Below are 19,677 nucleotides of genomic sequence, written 5' to 3'. Positions count from 1 at the left end.
TCGGCCGTTCAGAACACCGCCCGCAGCACGTAGTCGTGGTGCACTTGGCGGCCGATCGTGAACGTCCGGGTGCCCACCCGATCGAACCCGTATTTGGCGTAGAAGTGCTGGGCGCGCACATTCGACTGGTTCACCCCCAGCCAGGCTCCCGCGTACCCGTCCGCACGCGCCCGGTCCAGGGCGGCGTGCATGAGCGCGGTGGACACCCCGGTGCCGTGATGTCCGGGCAGTACGTACATCTTGCTGATCTCCACGACCGGGTCCAGATTCATGGCGGCGGCCAACTCCGGGTCGTCGGGGGGTCCGCCGTGCAGCATGGTGTAGCCGACGATCTCCTCGTCGTCGATCGCCTTGAGCACGGTCCACGCCGGATCGGACAGATACTCGCCGAACCGCTCGGCCGACAGTGCCTCCGCGACGAAGATCCCGATATCGTCCGAGGTGGCATCGGGTGGGCATGCCAGTGGGAAAGTAGCGGCGGCGATATCGCTGAGCTCCTCGGCATCCCAGAGCCCGGCGCGATCGACGGTTACGGTCGCCATACGTCCATGAGACCACATCGCCGCTCACGGCCGTGGGACACGTACGGTCCGGGTCGGGACCACGGTCCCGCCGGCGCCGGTCGGGACGACCCGCGCGATGACCGGATCGAGACGCCGGCTTTGCTGCCGGGCTCGAGGGACGTAATCTCTCGTCGCATGAGGAGCGGGAACCGCATCGTAATCGTCGGTGCGGGTATCGCGGGTCTGGCCTGCGCTAAAGTCCTGAGTGAGGACGGATTTCCGGTCGAGGTGTTCGAACGGGCACCCGATATCGGCGGCGTGTGGAGCGAGACCCGCCGTTACCCGGGCCTGCGGGCGCAGAGCAGCAAGCACACCTATCGCTTCTCCGACCATCCGATGCCCGCCGACTGTCCGGTGGTGCCGGATGGCCGGCAGATGCAGGAATATCTACGCGGTTACGCGCACCGGTTCGGGATAGCCGACCGGGTGCGCCTGCGCACCGAGGTGGTCGCCGCCGATCCGGTGGACGGCGGATGGCTGCTCGAGATCCGCGACGCGACCGGTGTGCACCGCACTTCCTGCGACCATCTGGTGATCGCCAACGGCGTGTTCAACGATCCGGCGATGCCCGATTTCGATAGTGAGGCGGAATACGCGCGGGCCGGGGGCCAGGTGGGACACTCCTCGCAGTTCCTGGATATCGAGGCGGTGCGCAGTCGGTCGGTGGTGGTCGTCGGCTACGGCGCGGCGGCCTGTGAACTGGCCGAAGCGATCGGCCCCGTTGCGGCATCGACCACGGTGGTGGCGCGGCGGCTGCGGTGGAAGATGCCCCGTCGACCGACCCGCGGCTTCGATTTCGAGCGGCTGCTGCTGACCAGGACGGGCGAGGCGCATTTCCGGCACCCCGAACCCGGTCGTTTCCAGCGGTTCCTGCACGGGCCGGGGAACTCGTTCCGGGTGAGCAATCTGGACCTGGTCGAGGCACTGATGGCCGACCGCTCCGGTGCGGCCCGGCTCGGGCTGGTGCCGTCGCAGCGGTTCGAGGAGGCCGTCGCCGAGGCCGGTTTCGGCCTGGCCTCCGTGGGCTTCGCCGAGCAGGTCGCGGCGGGCCGGATCCGGGTGCTCGGCGGTACCACCGTCACCGACCTGGGCGCGGGCTCCGACGGACCTGTTGCCCGGCTGTCGACCGGGGAGCGGATACCCGCCGATATCGTCGTCTGTGCCACCGGTTTCCGGCAGCGGGTGCCGTTTCTGACCCCATATGTGCAGCGGCAGCTGACCGACGAGCACGGCAACTTCCGCCTGTACCGTCAGATCCTGCCGCTGGACGTGCCGCATCTGACCTTCGTGGGGTACAGCTCCTCCCTGCTGAGCGCCGTGACCGCGGAGATCGGCGCACACTGGACCGCGGCCCTGCTCACCGGCGACCTGCGGTTGCCGTCCGTGGACGCCATGCGTGAGCAGGTCGACCGGCGGCTGCGGTGGATGGAGGAACACACCGGCGGCCGGCATGCCCACGGCACCTCGGTGGCGCCGTACGCGATCCGCGATATCGACGACCTGCTGGCCGACCTCGGGGTCGGGCTCCCGTTCTCCGCTCGTTTCGCCCAATGGTTCCGCCCGGTCCGCCCGGCGGCCTATCAGGTCGTCGGCGGGCGTCGCCGTACTCGGGTGGGCCCGGTCCCGGTAGCGGATCCGGTGGCGGAGCCCGCGCCGCGCATGTGATCCCGGCGTGCCCGATCCGGACCTGAACCTCCTGGTGGCGCTGCACGCCCTGTTGGAGACCAACAGCGTCACCCGTGCCGCCGAACGGCTGGATACCTCACCACCGGCCATGAGCCGCACCCTGGCCCGGTTGCGCCGAGTGTACGGCGATCCGCTGCTGGTGCGGGCGGGTAGGCAACTGGTGCCGACCCCGCGCGCACTGGAACTGCGCACCGAGGTGAGCGCTCTGGTCGAACAGGGACGTGCCCTGCTAGCGCCCCCGGATGCCGTCGACCCCAGGGCACTCACGCGAGGTTTCGCGCTGCACGTGGGTGATGCGGTGCTGCCCGAACTGGTCGCGCCGTTGCTGGCCGCTGTGCGGGATCGGGCGCCCGGGGTGACCCTGCGGTTCGTGCCGGACGGCGCGGTCGGGCCGGGGGCCCTTCGGGACGGTCGCGTCGACGTGGAGGTCGGGGTGATCGAACGCGCCGATCCGCAGACCCGGATCGAACGGGTGCGCGGAGACCGGCTGATCGGTGTCGCCGCACCCGATCACCCACTGGTCACCGGCCGAGTTACGGTGGCCGCGTATGCGGCCGCCGCGCATATCAGTGTGTCCCGTCGCGGAATCGCCCGCGGCCCCATCGACGACCGGCTGGCACTGCACGGCCGTACCCGCCGCGTGGTGGCCACGGTGCCCGATCTGACCACGGCCCTGTTCGCCGTCCGTTCCGGGACGGTCGTCTGCCCGGCCCCCGCCTCGGCGGCGACCACGACGCTGCCCGCATTCGGCTTGTGTCCCTTCGAAATTCCGCTGCCGCTTCCGGAGACCGCCATCTCCCTGGCCTGGCACCCCCGTAACACTCCCGATCCGGCGCATGCCTGGCTGCGCACGCTGATCCGCTCGATTCTCGCCCCCGGTGTGGAAACGGCCGAATCGTGACCCGATATGGGTTCCCGACACATCCCATATGGGTAACTCCCTGGACGGAAGGGTAGCGAGGTCCCGATGGTTTGGCGCACTCTGGAGTGCGGGTTGTGGCATGCCGTTCGGCAGTAGGTATGGGTTAGGTGGGTGGTCGCGTGCAGACGACGCAGCGGACAGAGGTTTCATGCGGACGTCGGAGCATGTTGGCCGATCTGGGGATCTCCGAACGCCAGGCGCACGGGAGACCGACCGAGGACGTGCAGCCCGGCTATGGCTGCCACTGCACCGGATGTGTTGCCGCGCAATGGGATGTGCAGCGGCTCAAGTTCTGGCTGGCGGGCCGGCTGCTCGCCTTCGGCGCCGACGAGGCGGTGGTGGACCGGGATATCGGTTCGGTGACCGTCGACGTCTACTGGCGAAAAGACGAGAGCGAGTATGCGATCGAGGTCCGTGGCGGGCCCGTGGCCCACCAGTCGGCGGCCGAGCATACCGAGCGGTTGCGGGACCTCGGCGTCGCCGGTGTGCTGTGGCTGTGCGCTCCGGGCTTCTGGGCGGCGCGGTTACCGGCGCTCGGCGTCGGCGATCTGGCACCGGACTCCTGTGATTACCGGGCGGTGAGCGGAATGCTGGAGATCGGTCCCGGCGGGGTGGTGGTGCCCCGGACGGAACCCTATGAGTTGCGCGAGTTCCTGCGTGAATGGGTGGCCGGTGAAATCGCCTGGGGACACTGCGACGAGTCGAGAAAGGGATGGGCGAGCGTGACCGACTGGGAGCAGCACACCGGAACCCAGGCGCGGATGTTGGCGCGGCAGCGCCAGGAACTTCTGAACCAGCGGATGGCCTTGGCCGTGGTCCGCACAACATTGCGGGAGCGGACGAAACAGGTGTCGACGCTGCAGGCCCGGCTGGAGCACACCCGGCAGTTTGCCCAGGAGCAGGCGGACAAACTGGCCCTGGTGAATCGGAAACTCGCCGATCACCACCGGGTTGACAACGCGTATCGGGCGACCATCCGGCGGCTGCACCGCACGATCGACAACTGGCAGTTGATCACCATCTGCGCCTTGCTGCTGGTGCTGGTGTTCGTCACGGCGGCGGTGGTGCTGCAGCGCTGAAGCCGGGGGTCGCGCCGCCGGTTCCGTCCGTTGCCGCGCTCAGGCGGAACGGACCACGGTCCCAACGCCATTGGTGCCGCAGCACGAGCGCGGCGAGGTCGAGCAGTTCGAGTCCGGTTTCCTCGCGCACCCGGCGCAGCGCTGACCACCGCAGCGGCCCTTCGGCGAGCAGTTCGACCAGTCGGGATTCGGTGTCGGCGGCGACAGGGCGGGTGCGGAGTTCGGTGACGCCGAGGGTGCTGCCGGTCCAGACCAACCAGCCCCATCCGTTGTCGTGGGCATAGGCGCGGGCCGCCGCGGAACGGGCCCGGTTCAGCTGGAAGGCGATATGGCCGAGCGGCTGGATATCGATCAGCACCCGCCGGCCGTCGCCGAGTTCGGCGACGAGGGTGGGGAAGTGGATTCGCTCGGCACCGTCGAGGCGATAGAGGACGGCCTCGGGATACTCCTGGAAGGTGCGTACCCGCTCGTCGGTATTGAGCGTGCGTAGCAGCCGAGCTTCCAGACCCGAGTCGAAACCGACGTCGCGGCCGAGTTTGACCAGGTAGAAGTGGCCACGGCCATCGTCGTCGAGATCGAGGGTGCGGGCCGGGCCGGTGGGCAGCGGGGCGGGTGTGTCGGCGTTGTCGGGCCAGTCGACGCGCTCCGACCACGGGTCCGGTGGGCCGGTGGGTTCCGAGAGGTCGTGCAGTCGGGTCAGCCGGTGGTTGGTTTTCATCCGCCAGGCCGCGATGCGCTGGGTGACGTAGCCGGCCACCCGTTTCGCGTCGGCGGCCGTATGCCCGGCCAGCCGCAGTTTCAGATACGAGAGGTCGTTGACCGCGATATCGGTGTCGGTGGCGTAGGTTTCCGCGAGCAGGGCCCGGGTCAGCCGGGAATCCCGGGCGGTGACCGGATAGCGCCGCGCGTACTCCGGTACCGGCAGCCTGCCCGTGTGGCCGGCATACCGGAGGAGTTCCCCGACCGCCTTGGTATGCAGTTGTCGGGCCCGGTCGCGGGAGAAATCGAAGCGGGCGCCGATCCGGGTGAGGGTTTCCGGACGGTCCCCGGAGATACCGAGCCGCAGGTCGAGGATGATGGCGGCGCGTTCGCGTTCCATGCCGTATTCGGCGACGAGTTCGGCCAGCCGTTCCACACAGTCCTCCGGGCCGAATGAGATATCCGCGCGCAGATCGTCGACCAGGCCCGCGGCCGAATCCTCTGCCGCCTCGTCGGGCGTCTCGGCGCGAGGGCCGGTCGTTTCCGCCACCACCACAGACTTCCTGTCGGGACCGAGCGCCCCCGGTCGACTCACTGCTGTCCGGTGTCAGCCTAATCGGCGTGGCCGGACGTCGGCCCGTCGACAAACCGCGCGCGGTCGGAGCGTGGATGGGAGGTATGCCCCTCGGGCCGGCCCGGGCCCGTCGACCGACCGCGCGTAACCGGAGCGTGGACGCGGGCGTGCGCTACGGCCGATATCGGCACGGGGCCCGTATTCGAATCCGGCGCGGACGGGTGAGGAGCTGCAGGACGGACATGCAGCGGTGAAAAGCGGATCGGCCCCGGATTACCCGGGGCCGATCCGCGAAGATTCTGGTGCGCGATACTGGGATTGAACCAGTGACCTCTTCCGTGTCAGGGAAGCGCTCTCCCGCTGAGCTAATCGCGCGAGGTGGAGACGGGAATCGAACCCGTGTGCACGGCTTTGCAGGCCGTTGCCTCACCACTCGGCCACTCCACCGCGCAAAGGGGAAAGGCTGCCAAGCGCCTGGCCCTACCTCTCGAGCGGATGACGGGATTCGAACCCGCGACCCTCACCTTGGCAAGGTGATGCGCTACCAGCTGCGCTACATCCGCATATGCTCCCGGCGGCTTCGGTGTGCCTCCGTGGTGCGAGACAGAACATTAGCCGACGTCCCGGGTAACCTACAAATCGGCTGGTAGAAGCGGTTGAATGACATCACTGGGATTTGTTCGAAGGCGGCCGCGGCGTACCCGACCCGCGGCATCGGTTCTTCCGCAGGGGCGGTCGAGCCGGTAGCGCCGCGGGGCGGGCCCGGTATTCACGAGACCGCACGGAGGTTCGGGAGACCGTCCGGCCCGAGTGGCCACCCGGCGATTTGGTAGCGAACGGGTGGTGCGTGTTAAGGTTCGTACTCGTTCGGGCGGTGCGATACGGCACCGACGGACAACTGCTCGACGAAGTCTCCGGTCTCATAGCTCAGCGGGAGAGCGTCCGCCTCACACGCGGAAGGTCGCTGGTTCGATCCCAGCTGGGACCACCCACACCCCTCGACATGATCGCGTCGGGGGGTTTGTCGTATCTGCTTCTTTCGTCCGCGTCCGGCGTGCGGTGCTCGTCTCGTTTACCCGGTTGTCACAGTTCGGCAGCGATTGTCATTATCAGATCTCCGTTCTTTCTCTATACTTTAGTAAGTCTTTACCCTTGATTCCAGGTGGACGCGGTTGACCGGGGTGGTGCGGTATCCCTCGATCCGGAGGTGTGGCGCACTCTGCGGGTATCTCGGGCCGGTCGCCCGGAGTTGAGGCGGAACCCGCTGCACTGCAGGGCCTTTGCTGGTGGAGGGTTGGCGGAGAGGAGGTGCGGCCCATCACGTTCGCCATATTGGTGTGGTTCGGCTCCTGCTGTCCTCCGGCTGTGTTGCCACTCACGAGAACAGCGCATTCTTAAGCTTTGCTTAGTCTTTACCAATAGCCTGTAGAGGGTTTACTTCTCGGCCCGTTGCCGTGCCGGGAGCTGCTTCACCGCGAGATGCCGGTTCGCGGTCTGTGCCCGATTGGACATGTCGATCGTCAACCGACGTCGGTACCTGCCGACTCGGCGAAGGAGAAGAAATGGCAACCAAGACGCGCCCGACCCCCCACCTGTCGCCGCCGCCTGGGCCGGACCCGGCCGCGGCATCGTCGGCCGGGTCCATCGCAACCACCCGTCTGACCTCGATCCTGCGCTACGACCTGCCCGCCTCGATCGTCGTCTTCCTGGTCGCGCTACCGCTCTCGCTCGGTATCGCCATCGCCTCCGGTGCTCCGGTCGCCGCGGGCCTCGTCGCCGCCGTGGTCGGCGGTATCGTCGCCGGCGCGGTCGGCGGCTCGGCCCTTCAGGTGAGCGGCCCCGCCGCGGGCCTCACCGTCGTCGTCGCCGAATCCATTCATCAATTCGGTTGGCGGACAACCTGCTTCATCGTCGTAGCGGCAGGCGTCCTGCAGATCCTGTTCGGTCTGAGCCGGATCGCCCGCGCGGCCCTTGCCGTTGCGCCGGTGGTGGTGCACGCCATGCTCGCCGGTATCGGCGTCACCATTGCGCTCCAGCAGGTCCACGTGCTGCTCGGCGGCGACTCGAACAGTTCCGCCTGGGCCAATATCACCCAGTTGCCCGCCGGACTCGGCTCGATGGACCTCGGGGGCGTCTTCATCGGTCTTCTCGTCATCGCCGTCATGCTGGGCTGGAAATACGTCCCCGAACGCATCCGGGTCGTGCCCGGGCCGCTGGTCGCCGTCGTCCTCGCCACCGCGCTCTCGCTGGCCCTGCCGCTCGATATCGAGCGGATCGCCTTGAACGGCTCGCTGTTCGACGCTATCGGCCTGCCCGAGATCCCCAGCGGCAACTGGAGCGCCATCGCGATCACCATCCTGACGTTCGCGCTCATCGCCAGCGTGGAGAGCCTGCTGTCGGCCGTCGCCATCGACAAGATGCACACCGGTCCCCGTGCCGACTTCGACCGCGAGCTGATCGGCCAGGGCTCGGCCAATGTGCTGTCCGGACTGCTCGGCGGCCTGCCGGTCACCGGTGTCATCGTGCGCAGCTCCACCAATGTGGCCGCCGGTGCGCGCAGCCGCGCTTCCGCGGTGATGCACGGTTTCTGGGTGCTGCTGTTCTCGGTGGCGCTGGCCGGACTGGTCCAGCAGATCCCGCTGGCCGCATTGGCCGGTCTGCTGATCGTGATCGGTGCACAGCTGGTCAAGCTCGCGCATATCCGGATGGCGCATCGCACCGGTGACCTGCTGATCTACGCGGCCACCATCGCGGGCGTGGTGTTCCTGAACCTCCTCGAAGGGGTGCTGATCGGTTTGGCACTGGCCTTCGCGCTGTTGATCTGGCGGGTGGTCCGGGTGCACGTGGAAGCCAAACCGCTCGTCGGTGCCGACCGCTGGCTGGTCACCATCGACGGCTCGTGCACCTTCCTGGCCCTGCCGAAACTGTCGACCACCTTCGCCAAGGTGCCCGAAAGTGTGAACGTCACCGTGGAGATGACCGTCGACTTCCTCGACCACGCCGCCTACGAGGCGATCATCGACTGGGCGCGCCAGCATGAGGCCGGGGGCGCAACGGTGGAATTCGCGGAAATCGGTGTGGCCCGGATGGCGGACGCCACCAAGGCCCCGCCGTCGCGCAGCCTCGGACGGGTCGTCCTCGACGATGCCCTCGGCCCCTGGCGAGCCGGCCGGGAAGCGAAGGACACCGACAAGGTCGACGACCCGCTGGTCGCCGGTATCGCCGCCTACCACCGCAGCCACCTCCATCTGGTGCGACCGCACCTGGACGAGCTGCGCGACCGGCAGGACCCGGACTCGTTCTTCCTGACCTGCTCGGACTCCCGGATCGTGCCCAATGTCATCACCAACAGCGGGCCCGGCGACCTGTTCACCGTACGCAATGTGGGCAATCTGGTACCCGAGCGGGGCGACGTCTCGGTGGAGGCGGCGCTGGTATTCGCCGTCGAGCGGCTCAATATCCGCTCGGTAGTGGTGTGCGGGCACTCGTCGTGCGGCGCCATGCAGTCGCTGTACTCGGGCGAACCGGCCGGGCCGGGTATCGATGAGTGGCTGGAGTACGCGCAGGACAGCCTCGACCGGTTCCGTGCCGGTCATCCGGTTCGCCAGGCGGCCGAGGAGGCCGGTTTCGGCGTGGTCGACCAGTTGAGCATGGTGAATATCGCGGTGCAGCTCGAGCGGCTGCACCGGCATCCGGTGGTGAGCCGGGCCATGGCCGAACGCGGGCTGACGATTTCCGGCCTCTTCTTCGATATCGCCAGTGCACGCGTTATCGAGGTCGGGGCGGACGGACTGGCCTATATAGACGAAACCGGCAAGCGAGTGGCGGCTCTGCCCGCCTGACCGCCGACCGGTGGCGCGAATACCGCACGGGCCCGTTCGGACTGCACGCTCCGAACGGGCCCGTCGCGGGCGTATGTGCCCGCCCGGCTGCTGTCTCGTAGGCTTGTCGCGTGGATGCCGAGTCCGAGAGATCCTCGCCGACAACAGGGCCCCGGACGGGGGTGACACAGCCGCACTCCGACGAGGAGCAGACGCCGCGGCGGGAGCCGAATGCCTGGCGCGCTTTCCGCGATCGGATCGCCGCCCGGCCTGCGGTTGATCTCGTCTACCGGACCGGGGTGGCGATCGTCGGCACCACGGTGCTCGTCGTGGGGATTCTGGCCATCCCCTATCCCGGGCCGGGATGGGCGATGGTATTCGCCGGACTGGGCATCCTCGCCACCGAATTCGCCGCCGCGCGCCGGGTACTGACCTGGGTGCGGGACAAGTATCGGCGCGGTATGGCCTGGTACATCGCGCGCGGACCGCTCACGCAGGCGGTGGCCCTGCTGGCCACCGGCATGCTGGTCGTCGTGACGCTGTGGATATTGGGAACGTTCGGATTGATCGGTGGTTGGATCGGAATCGAATGGCAATGGCTGCGCAGTCCCCTGATGTCGTGAACACCGTCCCGGGCCGGATGCTCACCGACGAGCGGTGGCTGGCCGAGCGGATCACGGAGATGGGGGCCTCCTGGGGGACGGATTCGGCCCGGGTGGGCGGCACCCTGTGGTGGTGTATGGCGGCCTCGGCGCTGGTCGAGGACATTGTGACCGCCCGCGCCCGCGGTGTGTCCGGACCGGTGCCCACACTGGACGGACTCGTCTGCGCGATGCGCCGCGACGGTGGTGTCGAACGGGTTCGGATCGTCGACACCGACACCGGCGCCGTCCTCGACCGCCGGGACCCGGACGGAGCCGACACCGGTACCGGGGCGGCGCTGCTGACGGTCCTGACCGCCGTGATCGCCCGGGTGTCGGCGGTGACCGGCGTGCGGGCGCCCGCGCTGTGGGCCATAGCCACCGATGCGATCGCCAACCGGGCGATCGATGCCGGTGCGCCGGAGGTCGGGGCGCCGGAGGTCGGGGCACGGTTGGCCGCCGAACTCGGAGACTCCCTGCCGGCCCCGAGGTACGTCGAGATCGGCGCCCGCACCTTCGTTCGCCGCACCTCCTGCTGCCTGGTCTACGAGGTGCCCGACTGTGAGAAGTGCATCAGTTGTCCGAAACGCCCGGTCCGCGAACGGGAAGCGCTGCTCGCCGATTACGCGGCGAGGAACTAGGCGATACCTCCGCCTCCGCTCCGGCCTGCGCATCCGCGATACCTCCGCCTCCGCTCCGGTTGGGGCCGGCCCCGGTTTCCGGCGGTGGCCACGGGCCGGCACGGTCACTCGCCGTCTCGCCCTCGGTCGGCGATATCGGCGCCGGCGCCGTGGCCCCGGTCCATCGACACACGGTCGTACGTCTGCCGATAGCATGGTCCGCGGCCGGGGCGTATACCGCTGGGCCGTGACCGGGGGACCGCCCCGGCACCGGAGACAACCCCAAGGAGAGCTCACCGTGACCACCACAGCCCCCCGCAGTCCAGCCGCCCTCGTCCGGGTGCCGGCCGGGACCACGGCGGGCGCCGCGGTGCGTGAGGCGGGGCTGCCCACCAAGGGGCCGCAGACCGTTGTCGTCGTCCGGGACGCTGCCGGTGAGCTGAAGGATCTGTCCTGGGCGCCGGAGGTCGATACCGAGGTCGTCCCCGTCGCAGCCGATACCGAGGACGGGCGCAGTGTTATTCGGCATTCGGCGGCCCATGTGCTGGCACAGGCTGTGCAGCAGGAGTTCCCCGAGGCCGAACTCGGTATCGGTCCGCCCATCAAGGACGGCTTCTACTACGACTTCCGGGTGGATCGCCCGTTCACCCCGGACGATCTGGCCAAGCTGGAATCCCGGATGAAGAAGATCATCAAGGGTGCGCAGCGGTTCTCGCGCCGGGTGGTCGAAGTGACCGATGCCCGTGCCGAACTGGCCTCCGAGCCGTTCAAACTGGAACTCATCTCCGACAAGTCGGGTATCGACGATCCGGAGGTCATGGAGGTCGGCGGCAAGGAGTTGACCATCTACGACAACCTGGACCCGCGTACCGGTGAACGGGTCTGGGGCGATCTGTGCCGCGGGCCGCATATCCCGACCACCAAATACATTCCGGCATTCAAACTGACCCGTTCCTCGGCCGCCTACTGGCGTGGTGACCAGAGCCGCGAGGATCTGCAGCGCATCTACGGCACCGCCTGGGAGTCGTCGGAGGCGCTGGAGGCGCACCTGACCATGCTCGCCGAGGCCGAGCGGCGCGACCACCGCAAGCTCGGCGCGGAACTGGACCTGTTCTCCTTCCCCGACGAACTGGGTTCCGGCCTGCCGGTGTTCCATCCCAAGGGCGGCATCATCCGCATGGAGATGGAGGACTATTCGCGGCGCAAGCACGTGGCGGCGGGCTACGAGTTCGTCAACACCCCGCATCTGACCAAAGCGCACCTGTTCGAGACCTCCAAGCACCTGGAGTGGTACGCCGACGGCATGTTCCCGCCCATGCACCTGGACGCGGAGTACAACGAGGACGGCACCGTCCGCAAACCCGGCCAGGACTACTACGTCAAGCCGATGAACTGCCCCATGCACAACCTGATCTACCGGTCGCGCGGCCGGTCGTATCGGGAACTGCCGCTGCGGTTGTTCGAATTCGGTTCGGTGTACCGCTACGAGAAGTCCGGGGTGGTCCACGGACTGACCCGGGCCCGCGGTTTCACCCAGGACGACGCGCATATCTACTGCACTCAGGAACAGGTCGCCGAGGAACTCACCACCATCCTGCGGTTCGTGCTCGACCTGCTGAAGGACTACGGCCTGGAAGACTTCTACCTGGAACTGTCCACCAAGGACCCGCAGAAGTACGTCGGTTCGGACGAGGTGTGGGAAGAGGCCACCGAAACCCTGCGCAAGGTCGGTGAGGCCTCCGGACTGGAGCTCGTCCCGGATCCGGGCGGCGCCGCCTTCTACGGGCCGAAGATCTCCGTACAGACCAAAGACGCGCTCGGCCGTACCTGGCAGATGTCCACCATCCAGCTGGACTTCTTCGAGCCGGAGCTGTTCGAGCTGGAATACACCGCCCCCGACGGCACCAAGAAACGGCCGGTCATGGTGCACCGCGCCCTGTTCGGTTCCATCGAGCGCTTCTTCGGCGTCCTCACCGAACACTACGCGGGCGCGTTCCCCGTATGGCTGGCGCCGATGCAGGTGGTCGGCATCCCGGTCGCCGACACCTTCGCTGCGCACCTGGACGAGGTGGTCGGACGGTTGCGGGCCGCCGGCGTGCGTGCCGAAGTGGACCGCAGCGACGACCGCATGCAGAAGAAGATCTTCAACCACACCGCGCAGAAGATCCCGTTCATGCTGTTGGCCGGTGAGCGGGATGTGAACGCGGGCGCGGTGAGTTTCCGGTTCCGGGATGGCACCCAGGTCAATGGGGTACCGGTCGTCGCGGCGGTGCGGGCGATCGTCGACTGGATCTCCCGCCGGGAGAACGCCTCCCCGACCGCGGAGTCGGTCCGCGCGGCCGTCGAGGCGGGCGAGAGCGCCTGATCATGCGGGAAGCACACACCATGAGCGGTCGGCGCCCGGAGAAGGTGGCCCGGGTGATTACGTGGGGCGCCCGCTCATGTGCGGAAAGGATGCGGCATGAGTGAGCGTACGGCGCCGGAGGGTTTGGCCGGGCGCGACGACACCGACCCCGAGAACACCCGAGAGGCCGATATCGTGGATCGCGGGGCGGGCGAACCCGACCGGCTGCAGCGATTGTGGACCCCGTACCGGATGTCCTACATCGCCGAGGCGGCCACCTCGCCGCCCAAGGACGCCACCGGACACCCCTTCACCGATATCCCCAAGATGTCCGATGAGGAGGGGTTGGTGATCGCCCGCGGGGAGCTGGTGTACGCGGTGCTCAACCTGTACCCGTACAACCCCGGGCACATGATGGTGGTGCCGTATCGCCGGGTCGCCAACCTCGAGGATCTCACCGAGGCCGAGAGCATCGAACTGATGGTCTTCACCCAGCGCGCCATCCGCGTGATGAAGAAGGTGTCGCGCCCGCACGGTTTCAATGTCGGGCTCAACCTCGGCGGGGTGGCGGGTGGATCGCTGGCCGACCACCTGCACCAGCACATCGTGCCGCGCTGGGGCGGCGACGCGAACTTCATCACCGTCGTGGGCGGGGTGAAGGTCATGCCGCAGCTACTCCGCGAGACCAGGGCCCTGCTGGCGGCGGCCTGGGAGGAGGCGTAGCGGGTGCTCAGCTTTTTCGGTCGCGACACGTTCGCCAAGGCGACCGCGCCGCTGGGACGGGCACTGGTCCGCACCGGGCTCACCCCGGACGCGGTGACTCTCATCGGTACCGCGGCATCGATCGCGGCCGCGGTCACCCTGTTCCCCACCGGACATCTGTTCTGGGGGACGATGGTGATCTGGCTGTTCGTCATGTTCGACATGCTCGACGGCGCCATGGCTCGGGCCCGCGGCGGCGGCACCCGCTACGGGGCGGTGCTCGACGCCACCTGTGACCGGGTCGCCGACGGCGCCATCTTCGGCGGTCTGGCCTGGTGGGCGGTGTATCACGAGAACAGCAAACCGCTGTTGTTCGCGACGCTGGTGGTATTGGTGACCTCGCAGGTGATCTCATATGCCAAGGCGCGGGCGGAGGCCAGCGGGCTGTCCGCCGACGGCGGCCTGATCGAGCGCCCGGACCGACTGGTGATCGTGCTGGTGGGCGCGGGACTGACCGGTGTGGGCGGTTACTGGGGGCTCGAGTGGCTGACCTGGGCCGTGCACATAGCCATGTGGGTGCTGGCGGTGCTCAGTATCGTGACGGTCTTCCAGCGGGTGCTGGAGGTCCGCAATTCGGCGGGCGCCCGCAATGTCCTCCCGAGAGCCGCGGAACGCCCGACCACCGATACGGGGCTGTCGTGACCACATCACCGCGGGAGGGTCTCGCAGCACGGGTCAAGGCGGGACTGAGCGATCGCGCCTATGCCGCGGGGTGGCGGCTGGTGCGGGCGCTACCGGAGAGCACCGCGCGCCGGCTGTTCGACCGGGGCGGCACCTGGGCGGCCCGGAAGGGCGGACCGGTGCAGTTGCGGCGCAATCTGGCCCGCGTACTCGGCACCGAACCGGACGAGGTACCCGACGACCTGGTGCGCGCCAGTATGCGCTCCTACGCCCGATACTGGCGGGAGGCGTTCCGGCTGCCGTCCATGGACCACGCCGAACTGGCCACGTCGGGGCGGGTCGTGGTGGAGGGGCGCGAACATCTCGACGCCGCCCTGACGCGGGGCCGCGGGGTGGTCCTGGTCCTGCCGCATTCGGGCAACTGGGATATCGCCGGCACCTGGCTGGTCCAGCACTACGGATCATTCGCCACCGTCGTCGAACGGCTGAAACCGGAGTCGTTGTTCGAACGGTTCGTCGCCTATCGGAAAAGCCTCGGGTTCGAGGTGTTCCCACTGACCGGCGGACAGCGACCGCCGTACGAGGCGCTGGCGCAGCGATTGCGCGCCAACAAGATCGTCTGCCTGATGGGGGAGCGCGATCTGACCGGGCGCGGGGTGCCGGTGATGTTCTTCGGGGAACGCACATGGATGCCGGCCGGTGCGGCAAAACTGGCGATCGATACCGGCGCGGCACTGATGCCCGTCCATGTGTGGTTCACCGAGGATGACAACGGGCAGGAGAGCTGGGCGCTGAAAACCACGGCACCACTGGATGTCTCCGGTGGTGCCGAGGCGGCCACCCAGCAGGTGGCGGACTGGTTCGCCGCGCATATCGCCGAGCATCCGGCCGACTGGCATATGCTGCAGCCACTGTGGGAGACCGATCTGTCCGAGCGGCAGCTGGACCGTATCGCCGCCGCCCGGGCCCCTCGTGGCGGACGAGCCGTCGCCTCGTCCGGGGGCGCGCGGTCCGAGCATTCGGAGATCCCCACGGCCGAAGGGGATCCGACGCCATGAGGATCGGCATGGTCTGCCCCTACTCGTTCGATGTTCCCGGCGGTGTGCAGGCCCATGTCGTCGATCTGGCGCGGGTGCTGATCGAACGTGGACACAAGGTGAGCGTGCTCGCCCCCGCTTCCGACGACACCCCGCTACCGGATTTCGTGGTCTCCGCGGGGCGCGCCGTGGCCATCCCGTACAACGGTTCGGTGGCCCGGCTGTCGTTCGGACCGACGGCCTACACCCGGATCCGACGCTGGATCGACGGCAACGATTTCGATGTCCTGCACATCCACGAGCCGAACGCGCCCAGCCTGTCCATGCTGGCGTTGAAGATCGCCGAAGGACCGATCGTGGCCACCTTCCACACCTCCACCACCCGGTCGCTGGTGCTCAGCACCTTCCAGGGGGTGCTGCGGCCCTACCACGAGAAGATCAGCGGCCGGATCGCGGTATCGGAGCTGGCGCGGCGCTGGCAGGTGGAGGCACTGGGATCGGACGCGGTGGAGATTCCCAACGGGGTCGATGTCCCCGCGTTCGCGCGGGCACCCATGGTGCCCGGCTATCCCCGGGAGGGCGGCACCGTGTTGTTCCTGGGCCGCTATGACGAACCGCGTAAGGGGATGGAGGTGCTGCTGGGCGCGCTGCCGGCGCTGGCGCACCGCCATCCGGAGGTGGAGATTCTCATCGTGGGCCGTGGCGACGAGGACCGGTTGCGCCGCCTGGCCGGCCCCCACGCCCGTCATCTGCGGTTCCTGGGACAGGTTTCCGATGAGGAGAAGGCGTCGGCGATGCGCAGCGCGGATGTGTATGTGGCGCCGAACCTGGGCGGGGAGAGTTTCGGCATCATCCTGATCGAGGCCATGGCCGCGGGCACCGCCGTGGTGGCGAGCGAACTCGACGCCTTCCGCCGGGTATTGCGCGACGGCACCGCCGGGATCCTGGTGCCGGTCGGTAACTCGGCGGCCCTGGCGGAGGCGCTGGACATGGTGCTCACCGACGAGGTGCGCCGCGAGTCGCTGGTGCGGGCCGCGAACCAGGTGGTCGGCGACTACGACTGGCCGGTGGTGGCCGAACAGATTCTGCGGGTGTACGAAACGGTCACCGTCGGTGATCTGCGGGTGCGGGCAGCCGGGTGATCACCTTCTCGGCGACCGCGGTTCTGGTCCTTGCGCTCGTCGCGGCGATCGTGCTGGCGCTGGGTGTCTGGGCCTATTCGACGGCCAACCGGCTCGACCGACTGCATGTGCGAACCGATCTGTCCTGGCAGGCCCTGGAATCAGCGCTGGCGCGGCGTGCGGTCGTGGCCAGATCGGTGGCCATGTCCCTTACCGGGCCGGTAGCGGAGTCGGGGCGCTGTGAGCAGGCGAAACGGCTGGTCACCTTGGCCGATCGATCCGAACGGGTCGGCCGACAGGAACGGGAGGCGGTCGAGAACCAGCTGTCGGCGGCACTGTCGGTGGTGGATGTCTCGCTGCTGCGTCCGCAGCTGGCGGCCGAACTGGCCGACGCCGAGGCCCGGGTGCTCATCGCCCGCCGCTTCCACAACGACGCCGTTCGCGACACCCTGGCGCTGCGCACCCGGCGTCCCGTGTGGCTGCTGCACCTGGGTGGTACCGCACCCATGCCGACGTATTTCGAGATCGCCGAGCGCACCGGACCGGCCGCGGCGATCGGATTGGACGTGGACAGTATGCGCACCTCCGCGCGGATCGTATTGCTCGACGAGCGGAACCGGATACTGCTGCTGCGCGGGCATGATCCGATGGTCCCGGAGGTGTCCTTCTGGTTCACCGTCGGCGGCGGGGTGGAGGCCGGGGAGAGCCTGCGCGCCGCCGCGGTGCGGGAACTGCACGAGGAGACCGGGTATACCGCCGACCCGGCGGATCTGCGCGGGCCGATCTGGCGGCGGGTGGCGGTGTTTCCGTTCAACGGTGACCTGATCCGTTCCGAGGAGTTGTTCTTCGTGCTGCGGGTGCCGGTTTTCGAACTGTGTCCGGCCGACCTCACCTCGGTGGAGCGGCGCTCCATCACCGACCACCGCTGGTGCGCACCGGCCGATATCGTGGCGCTGGACGCCTCGGGGGAGACCGTGTACCCCTACCACCTGGACGAACTATTGGCCGAGGCGGCGCGGGCGGCGGACTCGGCGACCGATCTCGAGGTCCGGTCCATCCGCTGAGCGTCGCGGAGTGTGACGGGTATCACGCTGTGATACTCTCGCCGTCGGTTTGGTGCACCGGCCTTTGTGTCTATTCGGTGTGCGGAGGTGAACACGTGTCCTACATTCTCTACGATTTTCTTCTGCCGCTTATCGGCCCGAGCGCCGCGAAATACTGGGCGACCCTGCTCATGGTGAATCCCATCTGAGCGTGTCCCCGATGGTGTTCGCGGTATCGCCGGACCAGGTTGCCTCGCACCGGTCCGGCGATAGTCGTTTCAGTGCCCGAAAACCGGTCCGGTCTCGGGTAGTTCGACGTATTCCCTGGTCGCGGCAAGGCCAGTGGCCTCCGACTGGCTATGAAGCCGGTCTGGGACCGCACCTAGAATCGTGGTGTCCTACCGACGATCCCACTGGTGCAGACCACAGGAGTATGCCGTGACAACGCCCGAGACCACCCAGACCACCGAAGCGATCCGCGAGGCCGGTACGGCCCGGGTGAAGCGCGGTATGGCCGAGATGCTCAAGGGCGGCGTGATCATGGACGTCGTCACCCCGGAGCAGGCCAAGATCGCCGAGGACGCGGGTGCCGTCGCCGTGATGGCCCTGGAACGGGTGCCCGCCGATATCCGCGCCCAGGGCGGGGTCTCCCGGATGAGCGACCCGGACATGATCGACGGCATCATCTCCGCGGTATCGATCCCGGTGATGGCCAAGGCCCGGATCGGGCATTTCGTGGAGGCCCAGATCCTGCAGAGCCTCGGCGTCGACTACATCGACGAATCCGAGGTGCTCACCCCCGCCGACTACGCCAACCACATCGACAAGTGGAACTTCACCGTGCCGTTCGTTTGCGGCGCCACCAACCTCGGCGAGGCGCTGCGCCGGATCACGGAGGGCGCGGCCATGATCCGCTCCAAGGGGGAGGCAGGCACCGGCGACGTCTCCAATGCCACCACCCATATGCGCAAGATTCGGCAGGAGATCACCCGGCTGTCCGCGCTGCCTGCCGATGAGCTGTATGTCGCCGCCAAGGAACTGCAGGCGCCGTACGAGCTGGTGCGTGAGGTCGCCGAAACCGGGAAGCTCCCGGTGGTGCTGTTCACCGCGGGCGGTATCGCCACCCCGGCCGACGCGGCCATGATGATGCAGCTCGGCGCGGAGGGTGTGTTCGTCGGGTCCGGCATCTTCAAGTCCGGCAATCCCGCGCAGCGCGCGAGCGCCATCGTCAAGGCGACCACCTTCTACGACGACCCCGATGTGCTGGCGAAGGTGTCGCGCGGGCTGGGTGAGGCGATGGTGGGAATCAGTGTCGACGAGATCCCGCAGCCGCATCGGCTGGCCGAGCGCGGCTGGTGATACTCGCGGCGGGTTCCGTCGCTGCGCCGGGGGCGCCGGAGCGATCCGGCCCGGCGGGCAACGCCCGGTCCGAGCCGGACCGATCGGACGTCAGGGAGCGTCGACCCGCAGGGCGGGGCGGTCGGGATGGTCCCAGCGCACGAAGTACGTGGGTGTTTCGCTGCTGTCGCGTGCGTGCGCCTGCAGCGCGGGTACGGTCCAGGCCTCCTCGTCCGGGGTGCCGCGGGTCAGCGCGGCCGGGCTCAGGTCGAGCCGAACGCTGAGATCGAAGGGCAGGGCGCGGCCCAGCAGCATCGGGCCCGCCACGAACAACACTGTCCCGGGAAGCGCCTCGCGGCGGCGGGCGCGTGGCGACCTGTCGGTGGTCTCGTCCCAGAGTGCGGGCAGCCAGGTTCCGGTCGATCTGAGGGGGTCGAGCACTTCGCGGCGCAGTGCCGCATAGTCGAACCAGCCGGTGCGATAGGAGGTTTCGTCACGCCCGAACTCCAATCGCACGGATGCGGGGCGCACGAAGTCGTGCAGGCGAACCAACTCGGCCGGACGGCCGTCGGCGCGGACCCGGTCGGCGGCACGCAGGGCGAAGTCGACCGGGCGTGCCGCGTCGGCGCCGTCCACGGCGACCACCCGGTGGCCGTCCAGTGCGCGCAGCCGCCGGGCCGGCAGTTCGGTGAGAGCGTCCGGGGTGATCGGGGTGAAACGCGGCATCGCATCATCACAGCAGGCTCGGCATACCGGTCAGTGGCGGGGATTACCTGCCGCGGATCATGGGGACACCGGCTGGTCGG

General features: G+C 68.3%; 16 protein-coding genes and 4 tRNA genes. 14 read left to right on the top strand and 6 right to left on the bottom strand.

What is annotated here, in order from left to right:
* Positions 1-8: 8 nt before the first annotated feature.
* Complete coding sequence (locus ON20_RS16245; protein WP_040836495.1) at positions 9-542, bottom strand: GNAT family N-acetyltransferase; 534 nt, start codon at positions 540-542, stop codon at positions 9-11.
* Positions 543-698: 156 nt separating this feature from the next.
* On the opposite strand from ON20_RS16245, the gene ON20_RS16240 reads away from it, so the two are divergent.
* From ON20_RS16240 to ON20_RS16230, 3 genes are all read left to right on the top strand, one after another.
* The gene (locus tag ON20_RS16240; RefSeq protein WP_040836494.1) at positions 699-2,228 is read left to right on the top strand and encodes a flavin-containing monooxygenase; all 1,530 of its coding nucleotides are present in this window, start codon (positions 699-701) and stop codon (positions 2,226-2,228) included.
* Between the two features lie 7 nt (positions 2,229-2,235).
* Positions 2,236-3,150, top strand: a complete 915-nt coding sequence (locus ON20_RS16235) for a LysR family transcriptional regulator (protein WP_040836493.1) — start codon at positions 2,236-2,238, stop codon at positions 3,148-3,150.
* 185 nt (positions 3,151-3,335) lie between these two features.
* Positions 3,336-4,250, top strand: coding sequence for a hypothetical protein (locus ON20_RS16230; RefSeq protein WP_245547264.1), 915 nt, complete (start codon positions 3,336-3,338; stop codon positions 4,248-4,250).
* Here ON20_RS16230 and ON20_RS16225 read toward each other — a convergent pair.
* The 4 genes from ON20_RS16225 to ON20_RS16210 all read right to left on the bottom strand — a co-directional run bounded on the left by ON20_RS16225 (position 4,222) and on the right by ON20_RS16210 (position 6,086).
* Positions 4,222-5,499 carry a sigma-70 family RNA polymerase sigma factor gene (locus tag ON20_RS16225; RefSeq protein ID WP_245547263.1) on the bottom strand — a complete coding sequence of 426 codons (1,278 nt, stop codon included), beginning with the start codon at positions 5,497-5,499 and terminating at the stop codon, positions 4,222-4,224. The genes ON20_RS16230 and ON20_RS16225 overlap by 29 nt on opposite strands.
* A gap of 324 nt (positions 5,500-5,823) precedes the next feature.
* Positions 5,824-5,898, bottom strand: a tRNA-Val gene (locus tag ON20_RS16220).
* A gap of 1 nt (position 5,899) precedes the next feature.
* Positions 5,900-5,970: transfer RNA gene (locus ON20_RS16215), tRNA-Cys, on the bottom strand.
* Positions 5,971-6,013: 43 nt separating this feature from the next.
* Positions 6,014-6,086 (bottom strand) — tRNA-Gly (locus tag ON20_RS16210).
* Positions 6,087-6,439: 353 nt separating this feature from the next.
* Between ON20_RS16210 and ON20_RS16205 the strand changes: the two genes are divergently transcribed.
* The 11 genes from ON20_RS16205 to pdxS all read left to right on the top strand — a co-directional run bounded on the left by ON20_RS16205 (position 6,440) and on the right by pdxS (position 18,892).
* Positions 6,440-6,511: transfer RNA gene (locus tag ON20_RS16205), tRNA-Val, on the top strand.
* 574 nt (positions 6,512-7,085) lie between these two features.
* A complete protein-coding gene (locus tag ON20_RS16200) occupies positions 7,086-9,365 on the top strand; it encodes a SulP family inorganic anion transporter (protein ID WP_083864962.1) in 2,280 nt (759 codons plus the stop codon).
* A 161-nt stretch (positions 9,366-9,526) separates the two neighbouring features.
* On the top strand, positions 9,527-9,967 hold the full coding sequence (locus tag ON20_RS16195; protein WP_040836492.1) for a TIGR02611 family protein: 441 nt from the start codon (positions 9,527-9,529) through the stop codon (positions 9,965-9,967).
* Entirely contained in the window at positions 9,964-10,626 is a 663-nt protein-coding gene (locus ON20_RS16190; RefSeq protein ID WP_051162601.1) for a (2Fe-2S)-binding protein, read from the top strand. Before ON20_RS16195 ends, ON20_RS16190 begins: the two co-directional genes overlap by 4 nt.
* 277 nt (positions 10,627-10,903) lie before the next feature.
* Positions 10,904-12,970, top strand: coding sequence for a threonine--tRNA ligase (gene thrS / locus ON20_RS16185; RefSeq protein ID WP_040836490.1), 2,067 nt, complete (start codon positions 10,904-10,906; stop codon positions 12,968-12,970).
* Between the two features lie 96 nt (positions 12,971-13,066).
* Positions 13,067-13,672 (top strand): ATP adenylyltransferase, encoded by a 606-nt coding sequence (locus ON20_RS16180; RefSeq protein WP_086009002.1) that lies wholly within the window; start codon positions 13,067-13,069, stop codon positions 13,670-13,672.
* A gap of 3 nt (positions 13,673-13,675) precedes the next feature.
* On the top strand, positions 13,676-14,353 hold the full coding sequence (pgsA, locus tag ON20_RS16175; protein ID WP_040836489.1) for a phosphatidylinositol phosphate synthase: 678 nt from the start codon (positions 13,676-13,678) through the stop codon (positions 14,351-14,353).
* The gene (locus ON20_RS16170; protein WP_083864961.1) at positions 14,350-15,390 is read left to right on the top strand and encodes a phosphatidylinositol mannoside acyltransferase; all 1,041 of its coding nucleotides are present in this window, start codon (positions 14,350-14,352) and stop codon (positions 15,388-15,390) included. Before pgsA ends, ON20_RS16170 begins: the two co-directional genes overlap by 4 nt.
* Positions 15,387-16,511, top strand: coding sequence for a glycosyltransferase family 4 protein (locus tag ON20_RS16165; RefSeq protein WP_040836488.1), 1,125 nt, complete (start codon positions 15,387-15,389; stop codon positions 16,509-16,511). The genes ON20_RS16170 and ON20_RS16165 overlap by 4 nt, the downstream gene beginning before the upstream one ends.
* Complete coding sequence (locus tag ON20_RS16160; RefSeq protein WP_040836626.1) at positions 16,511-17,554, top strand: NUDIX hydrolase; 1,044 nt, start codon at positions 16,511-16,513, stop codon at positions 17,552-17,554. The genes ON20_RS16165 and ON20_RS16160 overlap by 1 nt, the downstream gene beginning before the upstream one ends.
* Positions 17,555-17,971: 417 nt before the next feature.
* Entirely contained in the window at positions 17,972-18,892 is a 921-nt protein-coding gene (gene pdxS / locus ON20_RS16155; protein WP_040836486.1) for a pyridoxal 5'-phosphate synthase lyase subunit PdxS, read from the top strand.
* Between the two features lie 90 nt (positions 18,893-18,982).
* On the opposite strand, the gene ON20_RS16150 is transcribed toward pdxS, so the two are convergent.
* Positions 18,983-19,597 (bottom strand): nucleoside/nucleotide kinase family protein, encoded by a 615-nt coding sequence (locus ON20_RS16150; protein ID WP_040836485.1) that lies wholly within the window; start codon positions 19,595-19,597, stop codon positions 18,983-18,985.
* Positions 19,598-19,677 lie beyond the last annotated feature (80 nt).

This window comes from Nocardia brevicatena NBRC 12119 (assembly GCF_000308495.1).
Classification (GTDB): Bacteria; Actinomycetota; Actinomycetes; order Mycobacteriales; family Mycobacteriaceae; genus Nocardia; species Nocardia brevicatena.
This window is presented reverse-complemented; position numbering and strand designations above follow the sequence as displayed.

What these genes read in the sequence shown, in the direction of transcription:
- ON20_RS16245 (WP_040836495.1), bottom strand. Translation starts at nt 542, where the DNA reads ATGGCGACCGTAACCGTCGATCGCGCCGGGCTCTGGGATGCCGAGGAG.
- ON20_RS16240 (WP_040836494.1), top strand. Translation starts at nt 699, where the DNA reads ATGAGGAGCGGGAACCGCATCGTAATCGTCGGTGCGGGTATCGCGGGT.
- ON20_RS16230 (WP_245547264.1), top strand. Translation starts at nt 3,336, where the DNA reads ATGTTGGCCGATCTGGGGATCTCCGAACGCCAGGCGCACGGGAGACCG.
- ON20_RS16200 (WP_083864962.1), top strand. Translation starts at nt 7,086, where the DNA reads ATGGCAACCAAGACGCGCCCGACCCCCCACCTGTCGCCGCCGCCTGGG.
- ON20_RS16180 (WP_086009002.1), top strand. Translation starts at nt 13,067, where the DNA reads ATGAGTGAGCGTACGGCGCCGGAGGGTTTGGCCGGGCGCGACGACACC.
- ON20_RS16165 (WP_040836488.1), top strand. Translation starts at nt 15,387, where the DNA reads ATGAGGATCGGCATGGTCTGCCCCTACTCGTTCGATGTTCCCGGCGGT.
- ON20_RS16150 (WP_040836485.1), bottom strand. Translation starts at nt 19,597, where the DNA reads ATGCCGCGTTTCACCCCGATCACCCCGGACGCTCTCACCGAACTGCCG.